The 22,957-nt window shown below is 57.8% G+C and carries 18 protein-coding genes and 2 pseudogenes; 10 read left to right on the forward strand and 10 right to left on the reverse strand.

What is annotated here, in order from left to right; translation table 11 throughout:
• The first annotated feature begins 3 nt into the window (after positions 1–3).
• Positions 4–1,293, forward strand: a complete 1,290-nt coding sequence (locus ACZ1G7_RS00555) for an acetylornithine deacetylase/succinyl-diaminopimelate desuccinylase family protein (RefSeq protein ID WP_472661429.1) — start codon at positions 4–6, stop codon at positions 1,291–1,293.
• Here the strand turns inward: ACZ1G7_RS00555 and ACZ1G7_RS00560 are convergent.
• The 4 genes from ACZ1G7_RS00560 to panB are packed head-to-tail and all read right to left on the reverse strand — an operon-like array spanning position 1,290 to position 5,126.
• Positions 1,290–2,939, reverse strand: coding sequence for a DUF4166 domain-containing protein (locus tag ACZ1G7_RS00560; protein WP_472661431.1), 1,650 nt, complete (start codon positions 2,937–2,939; stop codon positions 1,290–1,292). The two genes, ACZ1G7_RS00555 and ACZ1G7_RS00560, sit on opposite strands and share 4 nt — an antisense overlap.
• A complete protein-coding gene (locus ACZ1G7_RS00565; RefSeq protein WP_472661433.1) occupies positions 2,936–3,394 on the reverse strand; it encodes a thiol-disulfide oxidoreductase DCC family protein in 459 nt (152 codons plus the stop codon). The genes ACZ1G7_RS00560 and ACZ1G7_RS00565 overlap by 4 nt, the downstream gene beginning before the upstream one ends.
• Before the next feature lie 50 nt (positions 3,395–3,444).
• The gene (panC, locus tag ACZ1G7_RS00570; protein ID WP_472661434.1) at positions 3,445–4,290 is read right to left on the reverse strand and encodes a pantoate--beta-alanine ligase; all 846 of its coding nucleotides are present in this window, start codon (positions 4,288–4,290) and stop codon (positions 3,445–3,447) included.
• The gene (gene panB, locus ACZ1G7_RS00575) at positions 4,287–5,126 is read right to left on the reverse strand and encodes a 3-methyl-2-oxobutanoate hydroxymethyltransferase (RefSeq protein ID WP_472661436.1); all 840 of its coding nucleotides are present in this window, start codon (positions 5,124–5,126) and stop codon (positions 4,287–4,289) included. The genes panC and panB overlap by 4 nt, the downstream gene beginning before the upstream one ends.
• Positions 5,127–5,273: 147 nt before the next feature.
• On the opposite strand from panB, the gene ACZ1G7_RS00580 reads away from it, so the two are divergent.
• From ACZ1G7_RS00580 to ACZ1G7_RS00610, 7 genes and pseudogenes are all read left to right on the forward strand, one after another.
• Entirely contained in the window at positions 5,274–6,737 is a 1,464-nt protein-coding gene (locus ACZ1G7_RS00580) for an ABC transporter substrate-binding protein (protein WP_472663776.1), read from the forward strand.
• 18 nt (positions 6,738–6,755) lie between these two features.
• Complete coding sequence (locus ACZ1G7_RS00585; RefSeq protein WP_472661437.1) at positions 6,756–7,703, forward strand: ABC transporter permease; 948 nt, start codon at positions 6,756–6,758, stop codon at positions 7,701–7,703.
• Entirely contained in the window at positions 7,700–8,512 is an 813-nt protein-coding gene (locus tag ACZ1G7_RS00590) for an ABC transporter permease (protein ID WP_472661438.1), read from the forward strand. The genes ACZ1G7_RS00585 and ACZ1G7_RS00590 overlap by 4 nt, the downstream gene beginning before the upstream one ends.
• Positions 8,509–10,076, forward strand: a pseudogene (locus tag ACZ1G7_RS00595) (ABC transporter ATP-binding protein). The gene ACZ1G7_RS00590 and the pseudogene ACZ1G7_RS00595 overlap by 4 nt, the downstream one beginning before the upstream one ends.
• 15 nt (positions 10,077–10,091) lie before the next feature.
• Entirely contained in the window at positions 10,092–10,595 is a 504-nt protein-coding gene (locus ACZ1G7_RS00600; RefSeq protein ID WP_472661439.1) for a GNAT family N-acetyltransferase, read from the forward strand.
• Between the two features lie 86 nt (positions 10,596–10,681).
• Positions 10,682–11,647: a cupin domain-containing protein gene (locus tag ACZ1G7_RS00605; RefSeq protein WP_472661440.1), complete on the forward strand. Its 966-nt coding sequence runs from the start codon at positions 10,682–10,684 to the stop codon at positions 11,645–11,647.
• Positions 11,648–11,772: 125 nt separating this feature from the next.
• Entirely contained in the window at positions 11,773–12,411 is a 639-nt protein-coding gene (locus ACZ1G7_RS00610; RefSeq protein WP_472661441.1) for a hypothetical protein, read from the forward strand.
• An 11-nt stretch (positions 12,412–12,422) separates the two neighbouring features.
• Here the strand turns inward: ACZ1G7_RS00610 and ACZ1G7_RS00615 are convergent, their stop codons facing one another.
• From ACZ1G7_RS00615 to xylF, 6 genes and pseudogenes are all read right to left on the reverse strand, one after another.
• Positions 12,423–13,649, reverse strand: a complete 1,227-nt coding sequence (locus ACZ1G7_RS00615; protein ID WP_472661443.1) for a glycerate kinase type-2 family protein — start codon at positions 13,647–13,649, stop codon at positions 12,423–12,425.
• A gap of 48 nt (positions 13,650–13,697) precedes the next feature.
• On the reverse strand, positions 13,698–14,990 hold the full coding sequence (xylA, locus tag ACZ1G7_RS00620) for a xylose isomerase (protein ID WP_472661444.1): 1,293 nt from the start codon (positions 14,988–14,990) through the stop codon (positions 13,698–13,700).
• Positions 14,987–16,424, reverse strand: a pseudogene (gene xylB, locus ACZ1G7_RS00625) (xylulokinase). The gene xylA and the pseudogene xylB overlap by 4 nt, the downstream one beginning before the upstream one ends.
• 123 nt (positions 16,425–16,547) lie before the next feature.
• A complete protein-coding gene (locus tag ACZ1G7_RS00630) occupies positions 16,548–17,300 on the reverse strand; it encodes an ATP-binding cassette domain-containing protein (RefSeq protein ID WP_472661446.1) in 753 nt (250 codons plus the stop codon).
• Positions 17,300–18,595, reverse strand: a complete 1,296-nt coding sequence (locus ACZ1G7_RS00635) for a sugar ABC transporter permease (protein WP_472661447.1) — start codon at positions 18,593–18,595, stop codon at positions 17,300–17,302. The genes ACZ1G7_RS00630 and ACZ1G7_RS00635 overlap by 1 nt, the downstream gene beginning before the upstream one ends.
• A 155-nt stretch (positions 18,596–18,750) precedes the next feature.
• A complete protein-coding gene (xylF, locus tag ACZ1G7_RS00640) occupies positions 18,751–19,785 on the reverse strand; it encodes a D-xylose ABC transporter substrate-binding protein (RefSeq protein ID WP_472661449.1) in 1,035 nt (344 codons plus the stop codon).
• A 382-nt stretch (positions 19,786–20,167) separates the two neighbouring features.
• On the opposite strand from xylF, the gene ACZ1G7_RS00645 reads away from it, so the two are divergent.
• Together ACZ1G7_RS00645 and ACZ1G7_RS00650 are read left to right on the forward strand one after the other, a co-directional pair.
• Positions 20,168–21,379 (forward strand): ROK family protein, encoded by a 1,212-nt coding sequence (locus tag ACZ1G7_RS00645; protein ID WP_472661450.1) that lies wholly within the window; start codon positions 20,168–20,170, stop codon positions 21,377–21,379.
• On the forward strand, positions 21,376–22,872 hold the full coding sequence (locus ACZ1G7_RS00650; protein ID WP_472661452.1) for a CRTAC1 family protein: 1,497 nt from the start codon (positions 21,376–21,378) through the stop codon (positions 22,870–22,872). The genes ACZ1G7_RS00645 and ACZ1G7_RS00650 overlap by 4 nt, the downstream gene beginning before the upstream one ends.
• Positions 22,873–22,957: the final 85 nt, after the last annotated feature.

Here is a 22,957-nt window from a genome sequence, read left to right on the forward strand (position 1 = left end):
GGTATGTCAGTTTCACCCGAGCATTTTCAACGCCTTGCCGCGCGCATTGACGACAAAAAAGATGACTTGATCACCTTGACGAAAGAGCTAATAGCGATCCCGACACTGAACCCGCCGGGCGAAAACTATCGCGAGATTTGCGGCTACTTGGCCGAGCGTCTGGCCAAGTCGGGATTCGAAGTCCAGCTGATCCGCGCTGAAGGCTCGCCCGGCGATTCGAAGAAATACCCGCGTTGGAACGTTGTTGCGCGTCGCGACGGCACGGGGCAGGGCGATTGCGTGCATTTCAATTCCCACACCGACGTGGTCGAGGTTGGCCAAGGCTGGACACGCGACCCGTTCGGCGGGGAGCTGGTAGACGGAAAAATCTATGGGCGTGGTAGTTGCGACATGAAGGGCGGGTTGGCCGCTTCGATCGTCGCGGCCGAGGCTTTTCTGGAAGAGTTCACTGATTTCCACGGAGCTATCGAGATTTCAGGCACGGCGGATGAGGAAACCGGCGGGTATGGCGGCGTCGCCTATTTGGCTGAGAAGGGGCATTTCGCGCATGTCCAGCACGTGATTATCCCTGAGCCCTTGCAAAAGGATCGTATCTGCCTGGGGCATCGCGGCGTCTGGTGGGCCGAGATTGAGACACATGGCGAGATCGCCCATGGCTCCATGCCGTTTTTGGGCGACTGTGCGGTCCGTCACATGGGCGCCGTGCTGTCGGAGATGGAAGAAACACTGTTCCCCGCGCTTGCGCGCAAACACACGGCCATGCCGGTGGTGCCCGAAGGGGCGCGGCAATCAACGTTGAATATCAATAGCTTCCACGGCGGACAGGCGGAGCCAGAACCCGATTTCACAGGGCTACCATCCGCCTGCGTGCCAGACCGTGCCCGTATGATCATCGACCGCCGGTACCTGATCGAGGAAAGCGAGGACGAGGTGCGCGGCGAGGTGGTCGCGATCTTGGAGCGCCTGAAGGTTGAGCGCGAGAATTTCAGCTATGATCTCAATGAAATGTGGAGCGTTGCGCCCACCATGACTGAGAAGGACGCGCCCGTGGTCACCTCCGTCCAGAGGGCTGTACAATCGGTGCTGGGCAAGGATGCCGAATATGTTGTCAGCCCCGGCACCTATGACCAAAAGCACATCGACCGGATTGGGCGGTTGAAAAATTGCATTGCTTATGGCCCCGGACTTTTGGAGCTGGCGCATAAGCCCGATGAATATATCGAGGTTGATGATATGCTAGATAGCGCCAAGGTCATGAGCCACAGCCTGATGGATTTGCTGCTGCCCGACTAAACGGGTGTCAATGTTCCTTGATAGGACACAATCAACCCTAAAATTGGCGCTTTGATCTCAACATGGAAACAGAATTTCCCGTCTTGTTCGGTTTCGAAAGTCGTGCCGCCGGGCAGCAAAAACTTGGGTAGCGGGACACCGAAGCAGCTCCAACGGCGGGGCACGAGATACAGGTTTTGACCCTCCGAACGCAGCGCAAGGGCCACGCGTAGCGGGCCGAAATGCTCAACGATCAAATGCGCATTTAGCCCTGTGCCTTCTTCCTGAAATGTGGAGAAAACTTTGCCCGCGAAATTGCGCGTCCATGTCTCCCCCTTTGGCCCCGGCGCGACCTCAACCGAGACGGGGACCTGATCCCCGGGTTTGGGAAACCCGACCAATCTGTTGACGATAGTCGCGATAGGGTTGGTTCCGCGTGTGATCTTGGCTGTGCCCTGCCATTGGTGCACGGTGTCGCGCGTGTGAAAATCTTTAACCGGGGCAGGCAGCGTGTTGAAGGCAGAGCCAAGGACGTTTGGGTAGAGCCCCTCTGTGTCGGATCGAAATCCAGTGTAGATTGTCTTGGAGGCAAAGGCCGCATCGTAGTCTGCAAGGTCCAAAGCCTGCGCGGCGGACCGCGCCCCGGGTGCCGGAGGTTCACCTGCCAATAGTTTCCGCACCAGAATCTCAATTGCTATCGATGGAATGTACGGCCCGTCATCGCCTTCCGCCAAAAGATGCCAGCTGCGCGTTGTCGCCTTGCCATCATGTCGTCCCATGGCTTCAACAAACATCCCGCCACGGTGCTCACCGAACCTCATTTGGTTCAGTACCAAATAGAACAACCGTGACAGTGGCACGAGGGACGGCAGGCGCAACGTCGCCCGCGCCTTTGCAAGCAGGTTCAAGATGCGGTGCAGCGATTCCGGCACCGGGCCCGCGCCCATCCAGATATCTGTCAGCGTGTCGAATTCTGGTGGGATCACTTGCAGATCGGGCACATCGACGAGCGAAAAGCGAATGTTGCGCAGCGGAACATGCCCGGGAACTGCGACTGTATAGCGCAGGCTTTCGGTCAAACCCTTGGCTGCGATTTGTTTGCCGCCGCGCGTCAGTTTGACCGGTGCGCCAGCGTAGCTCACCACAGCGCGCATGACGTTGAGCCCAATCCCGGCATAGGGTGAAGGCGCTATACCGCCGGTCACCTTCTCGATGTCCATCTCTTTCGCCATTTCGCGCAACACAGCGGCAGTCAGAACCGGGAAGCTGCTTGCCCCTGATAGAACGAAAACGCCCTTTTCCGTGGCCTCGGTGTCGAATTGCGAGACGCCGAAGACAAAATCGGCGGCGTCGGCAAAATCAAGATAGTCGACCCCCTGCGCGATGCAGGCTTTGATCACCTGATAGGGGTCGCGGCCATAGGCCTGAAATGGGCCCGAGGCGTCGACAACCAAATCGGGTTGCTCTTCGGTAAGCGCTTTCTCGATGTCTATGCGGTCCAGTTTGAGCGGCGTGACCTGTGCTTGCCCAGAGTAGGCGCGGCAATAGGCTGTCGCCTTTTCAATGCTGCGCCCGGCGACCACCATGTGTAGCGCGGCACAGTCGCTCAGCAGTTCCACAAGTCTGCCGCCGAACACCCCGTAACCACCGAGGATCAAAATCTTCATTGTATCAACCGTTTCTGTACTTGGGCGTCTGGCAGGTCGCACAGGTCAGCGCGCCCAAACAGCCGGTACCTGTTGCGCGCCACGCTGCGGTAAAGCCAGTCTTGAACGGCGCGCGGCAACAGGCGGAGGACTTGCAGGGTTTTCCAAATACCACCCAGCCGTGCCCCGGTGCGGATCACCGCATCGAGGGAGCAATAAGCCTGCCCATCCTCAATATACAGCCAAGAGGTCGGGTCGTTTGGATCGAGCCCGTAATGCGTCAGCAATGCTGCGCCTCGTTCAGATTGTAGGGGAATGATGCGAAACTCTGCCCGCTTGTCGTTATGCGCGATCCACGCGGCACCTTTGGCGCAAAGCGCGCAATGCGCGTCCATCACGGTAAAGCAAAGGCCAGCCTCAAACGCGGGGACGTTGGGGTCCTGACGATACGAAAATGGCGGTCGTTGTGCTATCATCAGCCACAGAGGTAAGCATGGAAACTGACAATACCATGGCGCAAATCGCCTCAGCCGACAGCGATATTGTCAATCAACCGAACCCCTGCAAGCCAGGCGGCCGCCAAAAGCCGTGCCGGGCGATCTGGGGCGTCCAGCAGTTCCAAGGTGTCAGCCGCGCGTAGGTCCAAGTATTCCACTTGTGTAAATCCGGCGCGTTCAATGCGTGCGATTGCGTCGGCTTTCAAGGTGTTCAGGTCACCACCTGCAAGAATTCCTGCAGCCAAGTCTTCCATCGCGCGATTTAGCTCTGGTGCCCAAGTTCTTGATCTATCGGATAAATGCAGATTTCGCGATGACATGGCAAGGCCGTCTTCTTCACGAATTGTGGGGCAGCCGACAACCTCAACACCCAAGTCTAAATCACGCGCCAACCGTGTGACGACTTGCAATTGTTGGTAGTCTTTTTCGCCGAAATAAGCCCGATCGGCCATGGTCTGGGTGAAGAGCTTGGTCACGATTGTGGCGACCCCATCGAAATGTCCGGGCCTATGTGCGCCGCAAAGCCCATCGGTGATGCCTTCAACCGAAACAGTCGTAGCAAACCCATCCGGGTACATTTGCGCGCCGTCCGGCACGTAAACCGCGTCGACCTCAAAAGCGGCGAGCTTGCGCGCGTCTTCCTCTTCGGTACGCGGGTAGTTGTCGTAGTCTTCCGGGTTGTTGAACTGCTTGGGGTTAATGAAGATCGTCACGATCACCCGGTCGCACCCCTCCTTGGCTGCCCGCACAAGACTGAGATGCCCTTGATGCAACGCGCCCATCGTCGGGACAACACCAACGGTTTCGCCAGCGGCCTTCCAACGATGAACACGCTCGCGCAGTTCCGCCAGCGTACGAATGATCGGCACGCTCATTTGTCGGCTTTCTTTGCTGGGGCTTCGCTTGCAAAGACATGTTCCGGGCCCGGGAAGCTGCGCGCTTGAACCTCCCCCGCATAGGTTTCGATTGCGGCTTTAGCATCGTCGCCTAAATTACTGTATCGTTTCACAAACTTTGCCTTGAAGGCGGTGAATAGCCCAAGCATGTCGTCCACCACCAAAATCTGCCCGTCGCATTGGGATGATGCGCCAATACCGATGGTCGGGATGGACACCGCGGCCGTGATCTCATCTGCCAAGACCTCAGGCACTTTCTCCAACACGACGGCAAAGGCGCCTGCGTCCGTTACGGACTGCGCATCCGCCAACATCTGTTTGGCCTGTGGCCCGCGCCCTTGCACCTTGTAGCCGCCTAGCGTGTTGATGGATTGCGGGGTTAGCCCGATATGCGCCATCACGGGGATGCCGCGTTTGGTCAAAAACGCAATCGTGTCGGCCATTACCACACCGCCTTCCAGCTTTACCGCGCCTGCGCCAGTCTCACGCATGATGCGGGATGCGTTCTGGAAGGCTTGCTTTGGGCTCTCCTCATAGCTGCCGAAGGGCATGTCAACGACCAGCATCGACGCTTTCAGTCCGCGCCGCACTGCCTGGCCATGCAGGATCATCATGTCGAGCGTAACATCGAGCGTCGAGGTCAGCCCATGCAACACCATCCCAACCGAGTCGCCCACCAGCACAAAATCGCAAATCCCATCCATCAGCTCCGCCATCGGGGTCGTGTAGGCGGTGAGGCTGACCAAAGGCACGCCGCCTTTTCGCGCGCGGATATCTTCCGGCATCGGGGCTGATTTGCGGGCGGTTGCGCTCATGTTGAGGCTCCTTCTCGGTCAAAAGTTGCGCGTCGGTTAACAAGTGGCTTCCCTAAAGGCCACCCTTACCAGCTTGATTGCGCAGCGTTTCCGCTTCAAGCTTGGTGCCAAGCGCAATCGACTTTTGGAGGGTATGAGATGAAATACATGGTTTTGGGGGCCGTATCTGTCGCGGCAATACTGGCCAGCGGTGCAGCGCAGGCGCGTGACGTGACGGTAGGCTTGCAGCTCGAACCGCCGCATCTTGATCCAACATCGGCTGCTGCAGGTGCAATTGATCAGGTCTTATATTCCAACGTATTTGAAGGGCTTACGCGCTTTACATCAGACGGCTCCGTGGTGCCAGGACTCGCCGAAAGCTGGGAAGTCTCGGCAGATGGCTTAATCTACACATTTACCCTGCGTGAGGGGGTAACCTTCCACGATGGCACCACGTTGGATGCTAGCGACGTCGTCTTCACCCTCGACCGGGCACGCGGCACGGACTCGACCAACGCGCAAAAAGGGTTGTTCGGCAATATCGCAGGCGTACAGGCCGCCGACGCTCGCACGGTTGTGGTCACACTATCAGAGCCACAAGGCGCGTTTTTGTTCAACATGGCATGGGGTGATGCTGTTATTGTCGCGCCGGAAAGTATCGAGGATATCAAGTCTAATCCTGTTGGCACAGGCGCTTTCAAGTTTGAGGATTGGAGGCAAGGTGACAGCATTACCTTGATCCGAAATGACGACTATTGGGGCGAGGCCGCCAAACTTGATGGCGCCACCTTCAAGTTCATCTCTGACCCAACGGCTGCATTCGCCGCTATGATGGCTGAGGATATCGACGCGTTTTACAGCTACCCCGCCCCTGAAAACCTTGCTCAGTTCGAGGCAGACCCGCGCTTCACCGTGCTTGCCGGCAATACGGAGGGCGAGACGATCATGGCGATGAACAACAAGCTGCCGCCGTTCGACAATAAACTGGTGCGGCAGGCCGTCAGCCATGCGATTGACCGATCTGCGATTATTGACGGCGCCATGTTTGGATACGGCACGCCCATCGGGTCCCATTTTGCGCCGCATAATCCAGCATATATTGACCTGACCGGCAATTCGACATTCGATCCAGAAAAAGCAAAGGCGCTACTGGCCGAGGCGGGCTTCCCGAACGGGTTCACCACCACGTTGAAATTACCTCCGCCATCCTATGCGCGCCGGGGTGGAGAGATTATCGCGGCACAGCTGCGCCAAGTGGGCATTGAAGCCGAAATCAGCAATCTCGAATGGGCGCAATGGCTGGAGCAGGCATTCAAGGGCTATGATTTCGGGCTTACAATTGTCAGCCATACGGAGCCCATGGATATCGGTATCTACGCCCGCCCGGGATATTACTTTCAGTACGACAATATCGACTTTCAAAAGCTAATGGCGGATTTCGATGTTGAGAATGATCCCGAGATGCGGGTCGAGATGCTTCAAAAGGCGCAGACAATCATTTCGGAGGACTACGTGAACGCCTATTTGTTCCAGTTGGCGTTGACGTCTGTCGTCAATGCCAAGCTGCAGGGGATCTGGGCGGATGCGCCGACGCAGGCAGTCGATCTGACGGCTGTAAGCTGGGCAGATTAACGGCGGCGGGGACACCCGGTGCTTCGCTATGCGCTAGGCCGCGCAGGCTCGCTTCTGGTCTCTTTGATCGTGGCGAGCTTTGTGATCTTTGCCACTATAGAAGTGGTGCCAGGCGACCCGGCATCATTCATGTTGGGGCTGAATGCGCAGCCCGAAACCATAGCCGCGCTGCGGGATGAGCTTGGGTTAGACAAGGCGCTCTTTGATCGGTATTTGTCTTGGATTTTTGGCCTGTTACAAGGCGACCTTGGTACGTCCTATACCTACCGAAGCCCTGTGTCTGACATCGTGGCCGAGCGCTTGATGATCTCCCTCCCGCTGGCGCTTTACGCGCTCGCGCTAACCATTCTTGTGGCTTTCCCGGTTGGTATTTTGGCGGCGTCCAAGCGCGGGTCATTAACAGACGTCGCAGTAATGGGCGGTACGCAACTGGGTGTAGCGATTCCGAATTTCTGGTTTGCGATGATCATGGTGGTGATCTTTGCTATCAACTTACGTTGGTTTTCGGCAGGCGGTTTTCCGGGGTGGGAGGCCGGGTTGCTACCAGCGATAAAAGCGCTGACCTTGCCGGCGATTGCACTGGCTTTGCCGCAAGCGTCGATCTTGTCGCGGGTGATGCGGTCTTCGCTGCTTGATACGCTGTCGTCAGACTACATTCGCACGGCACGCGCAAAAGGGCTGACAAAGCGGCAGGCGTTGCGACGTCACGCGCTCAGAAACGCGATGATCCCGGTGCTGACGATCCTTGGTTTGCAATTCTCTTTCCTGCTGGCCGGCGCGATTATCATTGAAAATGTTTTCTTCCTGCCGGGCTTGGGACGGCTCATCTTTCAAGCAATTTCGCAGCGTGACCTGATTGTTGTCGAAAGCGTTGTGATGCTGTTGGTCTTTGCGGTGATCATGGTAAATTTTCTCGTCGATTTGGCATATGCCTGGGTTGATCCACGCCTGCGGGTGCGGACATGAGAAACCTTGTCTTAGGTGTTGGTTTAACGTGCCTTTTTATGATCGGGGCCGCGCTGTCATTCATTTGGACGCCGTATGACCACACGGTGTTGGAGATTAGCAATAAGTTAAAGCCGCCTTCCGCCTTGCATCCGTTTGGGACCGATCAACTGGGGCGGGATATCTTGTCGATGATCATGGTTGGGGCGCGGACCTCAATCGCCGTGGCGATTGTGGCCGTCGGCATCGGGATGGGGTTGGGCGTGCCGCTAGGGCTTACAGCGGCCGCTTGGCGCGGCAGTTGGCTTGATGAGGTCGTGATGCGTGGCAATGACCTGATCTTTGCATTTCCTTCGCTGCTGATTGCGATCCTGATCACCGCCGTATTTGGCCCGTCCGCGGTGAATGCGATTATTGCGATTGGCATTTTCAACATCCCGGTCTTTGCCCGGGTCACACGCGGCGCCGCGTTGTCTATCTGGCAGCAAGACTACATTCTGGCTGCGCGGGTGGCAGGCAAAAACGCTATGCGTATCTCGGCCGAGCATATCTTGCCCAATATCGCCAACCTTCTGATTGTGCAGGGCACCATTCAATTTTCTCTGGGGATATTGGCGGAGGCCGCGCTTTCTTATGTGGGTCTTGGCGCGCAACCCCCGACACCAAGTTGGGGGCGGATGCTCGCTGAAAGCCAAACACTGTTCATGATCGCCCCGCATATTACGCTGTTCCCCGGCTTCGCCATTTTGCTGACCGTGTTGGGGTTGAACCTGGCTGGCGATGGGTTGCGAGATTTGCTCGATCCTAAGCTCAGACGGTCGGTTCGATGAGCATGTTAAAGATTGAAAATCTGTCGTTAACCATCCACGAGACGTCAATTTTGCAAGGTGTTTCGCTGGGAATTGCACCGGGGCAGATACATGGCTTGATTGGCGAAAGCGGCTCGGGAAAATCAATGACGGCCTTTGCGGTGTCGCAATTGCTGCCCGACGGGGCGGTTTGCGAAGGGGCGATATCTCTGGACGGCATGCCGGTTCTAGGCGCGTCTGAGGCGCGGCTTTGCGATCTGCGCGGCAGGGTGGTGGGTATGGTGTTCCAGGAACCCATGACGGCCCTTAACCCGTTGCAGACGATTGGTGCGCAAGTCGCTGAGACTATTCTCATTCATGAAAATGTGACGCGGGCAGAGGCGCGTGCGCGCGCTCAAGACGCGTTAGAGCGGTGTGAGCTACCCGCAAGCCAATTTCCGTTGACACGTTACCCGCATGAGCTGTCTGGCGGGCAGAGGCAACGCGTTGTGATTGCTATGGCGATTGCCTTACGCCCAAAGCTATTGATTGCCGATGAGCCGACAACGGCGCTTGATGTGACCACGCAGGCTGAAATACTGGAGCTAATCAAGCGGCTGGCCGATGAAGACGATATCGCTGTTCTGCTGATTACGCACGATTTGGCGGTGGTCACGGGACTTGCCGATGAAATTTCGATCATGCGTCGTGGTGAGATCGTTGAGACCGGGAACGGGCCCGACTTGCATCGTACGATGATGCATCCCTACACCAGAGCTTTGTTCGCCGCCTCTACGCATCAACCCGCACGAAACGCCGCCGCCAAGGCGCAACCGTTACTAAAAGTTGATACCGTCACGCGCCGCTATGTCTTGCCGCGAAAATCGCTACTTGCGCCACCAGAACGGTTGGTAGCGGTCGACAATGTCAGTTTCGAGATTTTCGAAGGTGAGAGCTTGGGCCTGGTCGGCGAAAGCGGTTGCGGAAAGTCGACTTTGACCCGCGCGATACTGGGTTTGGACTGTTTGCAGGGGGCAGCATCGCCTTGGACGGCGCACCAGTTCATGCGGGCAGACAGCCCGACCCGGCGTTGCGACGTAAAATGCAGGTGGTGTTTCAGGATCCCTACGGCTCGTTCAACCCACGACACAAAGTTGGCCGGCTTGTCAGTGAACCTTTTTTCCTGCTCGACCGGCCTGGGACGCAGGAAGAGATCGACGAAGCGCTTACCTCGGTTGGTTTAACAGCTGCTGATAAGCACAAGTATATCCATGAATTTTCGGGCGGACAGCGGCAGAGAATTGCGATTGCGCGGGCGTTGGTGATCAAACCCAAGCTGATCGTTTTGGATGAGGCTGTTTCGGCGTTGGATGTCTCAATCCGCGCGCAAATTTTGGACCTTCTAGCGGCCCTGTCGGACCAGTTTGGCTTGACCTATTTGTTTATCAGCCACGATCTGTCCGTCGTTCGCTCGATCACGGACCGCGTGTTGGTGATGCAAGCTGGGCGCATTGTCGAACAGGGCGCGACCGAACAGGTGTTTACGGATCCAAAACATCCCTATACGCAAAAGCTGATCGCGGCCGTGCCGCATTTGCCGAGCTAGAAACGGAGCGCTGCAATGGCCGATGAGTGGCAATTAACCTTGTTGCAACCCGAAACGGACAGCGCACGTGTCTTGGACTGCGCCGAGCGCTGTCGTGACTACATCTTGATGGAAACGGGGCGCGAACCGGACGCAACTTGGGTCACCGGGTTGTTCAATGATGCGCCGCCGGGACGCAGCAAAGATGACATTTTGACAATGGGGCTGGAACAGCCGGATGGTAAGTTGCGTGGGCTACTCGGGCTTGCGCCGGGCTATGAGCTCGCGAGCGAATGGTATATTGGGCTGCTTTTGCTCGACCCGGCCTTTCGTGGCACGGGGATGGGCACTGAGGTATTGCGCGACGTTGCCGCTTTGGCCAAAACATCCGGTGCGGAGACTTTGAAGGTGGCGGTTCTGGTGCAAAACCAAGACGGGCTTCGTTTTTGGCAGCGCCACGGCTTCATCCATCACCGCGATGCAGATGATGACGGTACAGGCGATGGTCATGATCGCATTGTGCTACAACGCTTATTGTGAAGCTGAATAGCTGTTTCTAACAAAAACGACTTGAATACGTATTCACAGCGGGTAGGCTAACGTAAGACCCCGTTGGAGAAAGCCTTATGTCGCCTGAAGAAATGCAAGCCCGTATCGTGCGTTATGGTGATTTGAAGCCTTGCAAAACGGCTTTTATTGACGCGCATACACCAGGCAGTGATCAGAAAGAAAATTTCACAATCATTGGCGGCGGTGTGTCTGAAAGCCCGGATCAGCATGTCCATATTGCCGACAAGATCGGGTTCAATGTTGGTGCCGCCGGGCAACCGCCGAAATGCCGCAACTCTCTGCATTCGCATCGCACAGCTGAGGTGTTCTTTGTGCTCAAGGGACGGTGGCGCTTTTTCTGGGGGCGTTGGGGCACTGCTGGCGAAGTGGTGTTGGAAGAGGGGGACATCATCAATATCCCGACCGGCATTTTTCGCGGATTTGAGAATGTCGGCGTCGATTACGGGATGATCATGGCGATCCTTGGCGGCGATGACGCGGGCGGCGGCGTGATTTGGGCGCCGCAAGTGATTGAGGACGCCCAAGACCATGGGCTGGTTCTGGGCGAAAACGGCAAGCTCTATGATGGCAAGCAAGGGCAGTCTCTGCCAGATGGCGTGGTGCCCATGCCATTGCTGAGCGACGAAGAGCTGAAAGCCTTTCCCGAACCCAGCACGCTTGATGTCGTACCGCGTTTTGTATCGCGCTATTGGGACCTGATCGCCCTCGCAGACAAGCAACCGGCCAAAGTGATTGGCCCTCTGGCTCAACTGCGCGACAGACCGGGTTTTGAGGTAGAACTTCTCGCACGCGGCTCGCTTGGTGAGGGTGCGCAACGCCATGATCTAAATACCGTTCTGATGCCGATGCGTGGACATTGGCGGTTAAGCTGGGGGCAGGGGTCCGAGATTTTGAACCCGGGCGACACCTGCGCCATCCCACCAAACGAAAGCTATAATTTGACCCCATCCATGACGGGGGAGGCGAGTTGCTACCGCGTGTTGCAGACCTCCGATCCGGCGGGCCCGACGCAAGCGAACTAGCCACCAGCCGTCGTGGTACCGGCCACGGCCTATACCACATCTGCGATTTCATTTGAGGTCGCGGCCAGTTTACGCTACGCAAACTTGGTGTAGACCGGGTATCGAACGGCTGGGGGGCTGGTAGCGTGACATTGGGTGCAGAGGCGAACAGCGCAGGCGTGCTGTCATATCTGAAGATTGATGGCACAGGCGAAGTGGGCTGCTCAATTCGTCTTGATTTGGTGCCTGGTCCCGGTTTCGAGACCAAAGTGCGCGACGATGGCATCTGGACGTTTCGGGTAAAGCAAGCAGAGATCGCGGGCTTGCCACCGATTTGCGAAGCCCGCATCACAGCCACCGGTGTCGACGGCGGTACCGCCAGTGAGGCCGTTTGGATCAACCTCGTCAACGGTGCGCTTTACGATCACAACCCTGAGGCTGAGGTGCTTGCCTTCGCGCAGGATGACATGATATCTCTGCGCGCGATGCGGGCGCTAAGCCAAGAGGACGGCGTTGACCCCCTTGCGCCCTATCATGTTTGCGCTGTCGATCTGAGCTTGAGCGACTATGACAATCTATCGATCACGGAGGACGACCTGCGTGATTTATCTGGAAAAGATGCGGCGATCATCGTGCATGGCGGCGCGGGGCACCGGGTTTTCGCGCCTGGGATTGCACCGGCGGACACGTCCGAGATGATCGGTGATCGTCTGTATGTCATCTACACCATTGGCGGGGTCGATATTGCAATTGACGCCGAGATTTCTGTGAATGTCGGCACCTAAGATACTGTTTATCAAGCCTTTAGTAAAATCTGAACGTCAGCCACGTTCGTGCCAGTACCGCCCGTCATAACCAGATCATCAGACGCTTTGAGCGCGGCATAGGCGTCATTATTGCCCAACAGCGCTTCGGGGTTTGCGCTTGCCGCGCGCATCCGTGCAGCGCTTCCGCTGTCGACCAATCCGCCCGCGGCATCAGTTGGGCCGTCGCGCCCATCGGTGCCGCCGGAAAGGAAGACCCAGTCGCCCGAAAGCCCGCTCAAAGCCATGCGCAGGGCAAGGTCCTGATTGCGGCCGCCTTTTCCGGTGCCGGTCAGGGTGACGGTGGTTTCGCCACCAAACAGCAAAGCACTGCCGGCAGGGGCCTGCTGCGCGATCTCAATCAATTTCGGCGCAACCTCGGCTACGTTGCCCTCCAACTGGTCGTCGACGATCAGGGCACCCGGATGCGCAGCTTTCATCGCATCGAGGCTCTTTCGGTTGGAACAGATCAATGTGTTTGTCGAAGTGTTGACGCTCTCGTCTTCATCTTCGCCTGACAAATGCGCCTGAACCGCTGATGGCAGGTCGCCCCAGACCGGGTGCAGCAGCGCACGCGCCTCGGACTTGGTGCCGATGGGGGCGACGGTGGGCCCACTAGCGATGACGCGCAGGTCGTCCCCAACCACGTCTGACAGGATATAGGCCTCTACCTTGGCGGGGGCGGCAAAGCGCAGCAGGCCGCCGCCTTTCATCTGGCTCAGCTGTTGGCGAACGAGGTTCATCTGTCCAATATCAAGCCCGGCGCCGAGCAAAACCTCAGATGTCTTAGCCTTGTCGGCCAGCGTCAGCCCTTTGGCTGGCAGTGGCAGCAACGCTGACCCGCCGCCAGAAATCAGTGCAATGACCCTGTCTTGAGCCGTTGCGCGCATCAATGCTGCGGCGACGGCTTTTGCCGCGTTGAGCCCGTTTTCGTCAGGCACCGGGTGGCCTGCCGCCATGACGGTTGCACCGTCAATTTCTTGCGCGTTTTCATAGTTTGTGACCACCAAAGCGGCCAAATCACCCTCAGCCAGCTCCAGCGCGGCGCGCATCATGGGCACGGCGGCTTTGCCGACGGCTACAAGGATAACGCGGCCATTTGGAGCCGTTATTGGTTCAGAAAACTGCGCAGTGAGCGCGGCGGCTGGATCGGCTGCTTTGATGGCAACATCAAAAAGCCGCAGCGCTTCACGGCGCATCGTCGAGATTTCTTTCGTCATGCGCGCTTTATGGCAAGAAGTGCGCCCGGCTGGAATACCTGATTTTGACTAGACGAAGCGGTTAACGACGTTTTCAAGAATTTCCTGCTTGCCGGAACGCGGCTGCGGGTTGATGTCATCTTGCGCTACCTTTGCGGCGATCCCGTCGAGCGTACCCTCCAACAGGTCTGAGCCGTCCCAGCCTGCGTAACGCGCATCGCGCATTGCCTCCAGCGTGCCGTCTTCCAGCATGGCTGCGGCGGCTTTGAGCCCGCGGGCGCAGATGTCCATTCCGCCGATATGAGCGGCAATCAGGTCTTCTGCGTCAAGTGACTGACGGCGCAGTTTGGCGTCGAAATTGGTTCCGCCCGTGGTGAAGCCGCCTGCCTTAAGCACTTCGTAATAGGCTAGAGCCACTTCAGGTGTATTGTTGGGGAATTGGTCCGTGTCCCAGCCCGATTGGTAGTCGTTGCGGTTCATGTCGATGGAGCCAAAGATGCCCAGTGCTGCGGCTGTGGCCAGCTCATGCTCGAAGCTGTGTCCTGCCAGAATGGCGTGGCCTTGTTCGATGTTTACCTTCACCTCACCTTCAAGTCCGAAGTCCTTGAGGAAGCCGTAAACGGTCGCGACATCATAGTCATATTGATGCTTGGTCGGTTCCTGTGGTTTGGGCTCGATCAGGATCGCGCCGTCAAAGCCGATTTTATGTTTGTAATCGACAACCATTTGCAGGAAGCGGCCAGCTTGTTGGCGTTCTTTTTTCAAGTCGGTGTTCAGGAGGGTCTCATACCCTTCACGACCACCCCACAGCACGTAATTCTCGCCGCCCAGCTTATGGGTGGCATCCATGCAGGTTTTGACTGTCGCTGCCGAGAAGGCGAATACGTCTGGGTCCGGGTTGGTAGCCGCGCCGCCCATGAAGCGACGGTGGGAGAACAGATTGGCCGTCCCCCAGAGCAGTTTCATGCCAGTGGCGTCCATCTTTTCTGCAATGTAATCCGTGATTTCTTCGAGGTTCTTCGTGTTTTCGTTAAAGTTTGAACCCTCCGGGCGCACGTCTGCGTCGTGGAAGCAGAAATAGGGCACGCCGAGAATGTCGAACATCTCAAAGGCGACGTCGGCTTTCAGCTTGGCGAGCTCCATCGTGTCGCCGAACCATGGGCGTTCAAAGGTCTGACCGCCAAACGGGTCGCCGCCCGGCCATGCGAAGCTGTGCCAATAGGCGGCTGCGAAGCGCAGGTGGTCTTCCATGCGTTTGCCCATGACCATTTCATCAGGGTTGTAGTGGTGAAAGGCCATCGGGTTGGTGCTGTCAGGCCCCTCGAAGCGTGCTTTGGCGATGCCTTTGAAAAAGTCGGTCATGAGAGGGTCCTTAGAGCTTGATAAGTGTCTTTGTAGCGTTGATGCGCCTCAGTGAAGGCGTCTGCGAGTGTGGCATTGGGCGCAATAGTCGCCTCGATCTTGGGCGGTGTGGCGATGCTGACGTCGCCTGTTGCGGCCATCATACCCAAGCGCGCTGCCCCGAAGGCGGCCCCGAAATCGCCCGAAACGGGGATTTGGATGTCCTGCCCCAGAACGGTCGCCATGATTTCCAGCCAGTGCTTTGAGGCGGAGCCACCACCGACAGCAATCAAACTGTCGATTTGCGTGCCTGTTTTTGCGAGCGCGTCAGCGCTGTCTTTCAGCGCGAAGGCGACGCCTTCCAACACAGCGCGGGTGCCCGCCTCTAGATCGGTTTCATGTTCCACCCCAATCATCGCGCCCCGGATATGGGCGTCATTATGTGGGGTCCGTTCGCCGCCCAGATAGGGCAAGAAGCAAGCGCGGCCGGGGGCTTTGAGCCCGCCCAGAGAATTGGTCAGGTCCGCGGCTTTCTTGCCGGTTAACCGCGCGTACCATTCAAGCGAGATCTGCCGCAGAAAGGATCACGCCCATCTGGTGCCAAGTGTCAGGAAGCGCATGGCAGAACGTGTGCACCGCCGTTGCCGCGTCAGGGGCGTAGCTTGGCGTCGCAGCGAAGAGAACCCCGGAGGTTCCCAGTGATAAGAAGGCCTGACCCGGCGTGGTTACACCGACGCCAACCGCAGTCGCGGCATTGTCACCGCCGCCGCCCGCCACGGGTGTGTTGGCGGGCAGGCCCCATTTGCGGGCCAGTTCAGGCCGCAGCCCGCCCGAGACGGCAGAGCCTTCGACCAGTTTAGGCATATGAGCGCGGGTCAGACCGGTTTCCGTGAGCAGTGGCTCCGACCAGTCCCGCGCACCAACGTCGAGCCAAGAGGTTCCGGCGGCGTCCGACATTTCAGACACGGCCTCCCCAGTGAGCCAAAGGCGCAAATAGTCCTTTGGCAACAGCACAAGGTCGGTTTTGTCAAAAATTTCCGGTTCAGTGTCGCGCACCCACGCAAGCTTCGGCGCCGTAAAACCTGGGAAAACGATATTGCCGGAGATGGAGCGAAACTGGGGATCAGCATCCATTTTTGCGGCTTGCACATGGCTGCGCGTGTCGTTCCACAATATACATGGACGCAGAACGTCGCCATCTTTGCTGACAAGTGTCGCGCCATGCATATGGCCCGACAGACCAATACCTTTGACGCCGCTCAAATCGGCCTCCGCGCGCAGCACTTCCATCGCTTTCGAGGTTGCGCTGAGCCAATCGGCTGGGTTTTGTTCCGACCAGCCCGGATGCGGGCGGGACACAGACATAGGCGCGCGCGCTTCCGCGATAACTGTTTGGTCCTCGCTTATCAGAAGCGTTTTGACTGAGGAGGTGCCAAGATCGATGCCAAGATACATTGCGAGACTCCTATTGTGCCTTCGGCGCGCGATCTTTTTGCGCGAGCCGCGCGGGGCATTGGGGGCTCTGCCCCCCGCACGCGAGCGTGCTCACCCCGGAATATTTTTGGAACAATGAAGCCCTCATGCGGCGTCCTTTTTGGGGTTTTTGCCCATGATGATCATCGACAGGATGTCATCCTCGGTCACGTCCTCGACCTTTTCAGTGCCGACCATCGCGCCGTTTTTCATCACGGAGACGCGGTCGCAGAGCTCCAGCATTTCGCGTGTGTCGTGGCTAATCAGGAAAATACCCAAGCCTTGAGCTTTAAGCTCTTGGATCAGGTCCGCGACCATTTGGGTTTCATGCACGCCGAGTGCTGCCGTCGGTTCATCCATAATCAGAATTTTGGCGTTGAAATACACGGCCCGCGCAATGGCCACGGATTGGCGCTGCCCGCCCGACAGGGCCGAAACAGGCTCGGACAGTTTTTTGAAGTTGGGATTGAGGCGGGCCATGATTTTGGCGGTCTCCGCCTCCATCTTGGCGTCGTCGACAAATCCCAGCGGGGTGGTCAGCTCACGGCCAAGAAAGAGATTGGACGAGGCATCCAGATTGTCGGCCAGAGCGAGCGTTTGATAGATCGTCTCGATATTGAACCGGCGCGCGTCACGGGGCGAGGCGATGTCTGCCTTTTGGCCTTCTATCCAGATCTCGCCGCTGTCCATTTGGTAGGCGCCGGACAGGATTTTGATCAGCGTCGATTTGCCCGCGCCATTGTGGCCCAGCAGCCCCACGACTTCGCCCGCGTGCAGATCAAGCGAGACATTGTCGACGGCGCGAACCCCGCCAAAGGAGATTGAGATATTGCGAAGATCAACAAGTGGCGTGCTCATCACTTTGCCCCCGTGCGTTTGCGGTAAATGATGTCGGTGAGGACGGCGAGAACCAGAACGGTGCCCACGACCATGTTTTGCAACGGTGCGTCGACGCCAACCATGGCCATGCCTGATTGCAGCGATTGCATGATCAGCGCGCCGAGGATAGCGCCATGGATCGTGCCAATTCCACCAGACAGCGCCGTGCCGCCAATGACGGCCGCCGCGATAACGCGCAGCTCATCAAGTGTGCCGATATCGTTGGAGTGGTTGGTCAACCGGGCAGAGGCCACGACCGCAGACAGCGCACAGAGCGCGCCCATCAGGGCGAAGACTTTGACCGTCAGCATACGTGTGTTGATGCCAGACAGTTCTGCTGCGTCGGGGTTGCCGCCAGTGGCGAAGATGTAGCGGCCTAGCCGGGTTTTCTTGGCGATGACAGTCATGGTGATGGCGACCGCGATCAGCAGCAAGACGGAGAAGGGAAGCCCATAAGAGGCGGTGTAGCCTTCGGGGACTTCCTGTCCTGCGGCCTCAAACAAGCGTTTCAGGCGGCCGGGCGGGATTTGATAGGCGTTTAAGATAGCAATGAAGCCCAGGATGCCACCGGCGATGATGGCTGCGTTGATGGCTTCTGCCCAAGCGGGTTTGACTGGGAAGTCATGCGCGATCTTGTTGCGGCGGCCAGCGTAGAGTGCCCAAAGGGCGACGACCACAGCGATGATGCCAAGGATCCAGCTCCAGGTTTCGCCGAGCGTGCCGTTAATACCGCCTAGCTTCATGAAGGTTGGGTTGAGCGGGCCGATCGTGGCGCCGTCAGTGAGGTACCAGCCGACATTGCGCCAGACCAGCAGGCCGCCGAGTGTCACGATAAAGGCCGGGATCGTCAGGTAGCCCACCAAATAGCCTTGAAAAGCGCCGATGGCTGTGCCCGCAATCAGGCCTACAGCAATGGCGATAAAGGGGATGGCCGGGTGGCCCAAGGGCAGGCCGAACCAGTCGGGCAAATACAGCGTTTGCGTCATCGCCATCAGGGCAGAACAGGTCGCAAGCAGCGCGCCACAGGCCAGGTCGATGTGGCGGGTCACGATCACGAACACCATGCCGGTCGCCATGATCGCGACAGAAACAGTCTGGATCGTCAGGTTGAAAATGTTGCGAGGGGTCAGGAAACGCCCGTCGGTCAACATGTTGAAGACAACACACACGATAATGAAGGCGCCAATCATGCCCAACAGGCGAGTGTCGATCTCCAATGTCTGGATGAAGTTTCGCTTCGGGGCGGCGGCGGGGCTATGCGTCGTATCTGACATGGCGCTGTTTTGGTCCTAGCGGGTCGATATGCGTTGCAGGCGCGCTTGTGGGGCGCGGGCAGCATATTCGGATTAGCGTTGAAAATCTCGGGTCGTTTTGGTGCGGGCCGCCGGAAGAGTGAGGCGGCCCGCCTGTAAGTGCCGGGAGGAGGCGCTTAGTTACAAGGTGCTGGGCCGCCGGAGACGCCCTGGCACAGCTTGTCTTGTGCAATCCAGCCCGCGTCGACCACGGCGGAGAGGTTGTCGGACGTGACAGGAACAGGTGCCAAGAAGACAGCTGTCATCTCAGTGCCACCTGGCGAAGTCCAGGACTGCGAGTTTGCGACGTCAGCGGCGGCTGTGCCATTGGCCAGAGCCACGGCGATTTCACCAGCTGCTTTGCCCAGTTCGCGTGCGTCTTTCCAAACTGATACGGTCTGTGTCCCGCCTGCAACGCGGTTCAGCGCTGCGTGGTCGCCATCTTGGCCGGACACTGGGATGCCTTCCATGCCTTGCGCCGTCAGAGCAGCCACAACGCCGCCAGCGGTGCCGTCATTCGAGGCCACAACCGCATCAACCTTGTTGTCTTGCGCGGTCAGGATTTGCTCCATGTTGCGCTGCGCGTTTGCTGGCAGCCAGCCATCGGTATAGGCCTCGGCAACAATTGTGATGTCGCCTGCGTCAATCGCCGCTTGCAGAATCTCTTGCTGACCACCGCGCAGGAAATCTGCGTTCGGGTCAGTAGGCGAGCCTTTGATCATGACATAGTTGCCTTTTGGCTGCGCGGCCAGAACGGCACGGGCCTGCATGCGGCCAACTTCAACGTTGTCGAAGGTCAGGTAGAAGGCGCGAGGGTCTTCGATCAGGCGGTCATAGCCCACAACCGGGATGCCCTCGTCGGCAGCAGCTTCTACAGCTGGGCCAATAGCGGCGCTGTCTTGGGCCAGAATGATCAACGCATCGACGCCCTGTGCGATCAGGCTTTCAACGTCCGAAAGCTGCTTAGAAGAAGACGATTGTGCGTCAGCGGAAACGTAGTTGGCGCCCGCGGCTTCCAAAGCAGCTTTGATTGCGGCTTCGTCAGTTTTCCAGCGTTCTTCCTGGAAGTTGGACCAGCTGACGCCGACGGTTTTTGCATGGCCATCCGCAAGTGCTGCGGTGGTTGTGAAGCCGGCGACTGCGATCGCGGCTACTGTTAAAGCTTTACGCATAGGTATCTCCCAAATGTTTCTATGGCCGCGACTCCTCTCGCGACCTTTGGTGCGACCGATCAGATGCGAATCCGAATCGACGCTGAGCTACATTCGCATATTTATTTCAGGTGTCAAAATTAAATTGCATTTTTGGAAATTAAGTTGAATAGATAGGTTTCAAATTGCTACTTGAATTGGGGCTTTTTTGTACAAATATTGCTGCATCGCAGCGAAAATGTGTGAAAATCCTGATTTTGGTGACCGTTATGTGTCTGTGGTGAGTGTAAAGCTGTGAGATACGGGAGGTTTAGTTTTTGTGTTGAAAGAAATGAGCCAAATAGGTCGACCCGCGCCGCTTGGTGAGGGGCAGCAAGACACGAATGGCGCTGGGTGCGGACCCATGCTGCAGGCAGGGCTGGGCTATGGCAAGCCCCTGCGCCAACAAGTGTTTGAACGCGTTCGTGCTGTCGGAAAGGCACCGCGTATTTCGCTTGCGAAGGACCTGTCAATCTCACCGGGCTCTGTCACGCAAATCTCGTCCGAGTTGATTGCCGCAGGGTTGGTGGAAGAATGTGAAGCGACACATGATAGCTCCGCGCGCGGTCGCCCGCCGGTTGCATTACAGGTTCCGCCTGGCGCCGGGTACGTTGCGGGCATCAAGCTTGGAGATTTCAACCATTCCGCCGTTCTGGTCGACTACGCAGGTGCGCAGGTATGCAAGGCAAGCCTTTCCGCCAAGGCGCAGAATCATGACGTAGGCGCGCTCGCAAGTGAAAGTGCTGATCTGCTGGAACGTCTGCTGGCAAAGGCTGAAATTGACAAATCAAAGGTGATGGCTGTCGGTGTGGGCCTGTCTGGGATCGTCGATCATGAGGCGGGCATTGTCCCCTGGTCACCGCTCTTGATTGATCGCAACGTGGATCTGCGTGCGGCGCTCAGCGATGCGATGGGCCTGCCGGTTCATATCGACAACGATGCCAACATGCTGACACTGGCGGAACTGTGGTTTGGCGCAGGTCGCGCGCGGCAGTCCTTTGCGGTGGTCACAATTGAGTATGGCGTCGGTATGGGGCTTGTACTGGACAATCAGCTCTATCGTGGCTCGGGCGGGCTGGGGTTGGAATTGGGGCACACAAAAGTGCAACTCGATGGCGCGCTGTGTCGGTGCGGAAATCGCGGCTGCCTTGAGGCCTATGTGGCCGACTACGCTTTGGTCCGCGAGGCGCGCATCGCGCTTGATATGAAAAGTGAGCCATTCGGACCCGTCGATGTGATGCTGGAAACGCTCTATGAGCAAGCCAAAGCCGGCAATCAACGCGCGCGCACGATTTTCCGCCGGGCCGGACGGTATCTGTCAGTGGCGCTCAGCAATGTTGTGCATCTTTTTGATCCCAAGCTGATCATCTTGTCAGGCGAACGGATGCGATACGATTATCTGTATGCCGAGGACGTGTTGGCCGAGATGGAGGAGCTGACGCTCGACAAAGGCCGCCCGCCGCCGGAGGTTGATATCAATGTCTGGGATGGGTTCGTCTGGGCGCGTGGCGCCGCGGCTTTGGCGTTGTCCGCCGTAACGGACGAAATATTCGGGCAGGCCTGGGGCGACGGATGAAAACGTTTCTTTTGATGGTTTTGCTTGTCCTGCCTGGGCTCGCTTCGGCTGATCCGAAGTTTGAGCCGCGCGCAATGCCCGTTTCCCATATATATGAAGGCGGCTGGGAACATTTTGTCGGCGGCGGCGTCGCAGTGTTTGATTGCAATCAAGACGGGTTTGATGATGTTTTCGCCGCTGGCGGCGCGGGTGATGCGCGGTTGTTTGTCAACGCCACCGGTGCGGTTGGCGGTGATTTGACCTTTAAAGCCGGTACATTTGAACTGCTGACCGGAGTGACTGGGGCATACCCGCTCGATATCGACAGCGATGGGTATCAGGACCTTGTTGTGCTGCGTGTTGGGCAGAACATGATTTTCAAAGGGGCTGCCGATTGCAGCTTTTTGGACGCATCACAGCTTTGGGGCTTCGATGGTGGTGATGCATGGACCACCGCCTTCGCGGCGACATGGGAAGATGGGACAGACTGGCCGACGCTAGCGTTTGGAAATTATGTCGACCGCGAGGATCCTGATGGTCCGTTTGAGGCTTGCGACGTCAATCAAGTCTACCGGTACGACGGGGAGCGCTACGTCGGGCAGGTTCTAGCGCCCGGGTTTTGCGCCTTGTCGATGTTATTCTCCGACTGGAACCGCGATGGGGTGCAGGATTTGCGGGTTTCCAATGATCGCCACTACTACGTGCGCGGCGGGTCCGAGCAGATGTGGTCCATGCCGGAATTGACCTTGCAGTCGGGTGACGGTTGGGAGCCGATCAGCATTTGGGGCATGGGGATCGCATCGCAGGACCTGACCGGCGACGGGCGGCCTGAGGTGGTGCTGACCTCGATGGGGGATCAGCTGATGCAAATTGCCTCCGAACAGGGTTATTACGCGGCGCCGTTTGAGATCGGAACCTACGCGCAGCGGCCTTTTACAGGGGGCGATGGGCGGCCTTCGACCGGGTGGCACGCGGAATTTGGTGATGTGAACAATGACGGGTTGAGTGACTTGTTCATTGCGAAGGGCAATGTGGATCAGATGCCGGGGATGGCTATGAAAGACCCGAACAACCTGCTGATCCAAGGTAGGGATAGCCGGTTTGTGGAGCATGGCGAGACGGCTGGGATTGCGACGATGGAGCGGTCGCGGGGTGCGGCGCTGCATGATTTGAACCGCGATGGGCTGCTGGATCTGGTGGTCGTCAATCGGCGGGCGGAGATGGAGCTGTATCAGAATGTGACCGCTGATGCGGGTAATTGGGTGGCCGTGGAGCTGGTTCAGGACCGGGCCAATCGTGATGCGGTGGGCGCTTGGGTGGAGCTGCGGGTGGAAGGCCGGATTTTGACGCAGGAAATCACTGTTGGCGGCGGGCATGCCAGCGGGGCATCGGGGGCTTTGCATTTTGGGCTTGGGTCTGCGGAACGGGCCGAAATGCGGGTGATTTGGCCCGGCCCCGCACGCGGGGCATGGCAAGAAATTCAGGCCAATCAATATCTTAGGGTTTTTCGTTAACCACCTGTTTACTGTTTGATTTTTCTGGAGTTTGGGGGCGCTGCCCCGCGCGCGTTGCGCGCTCCCCCTGAATATTTTTGAAACA

The sequence above is a fragment of the Litoreibacter sp. JB4-2 genome, assembly GCF_055693445.1.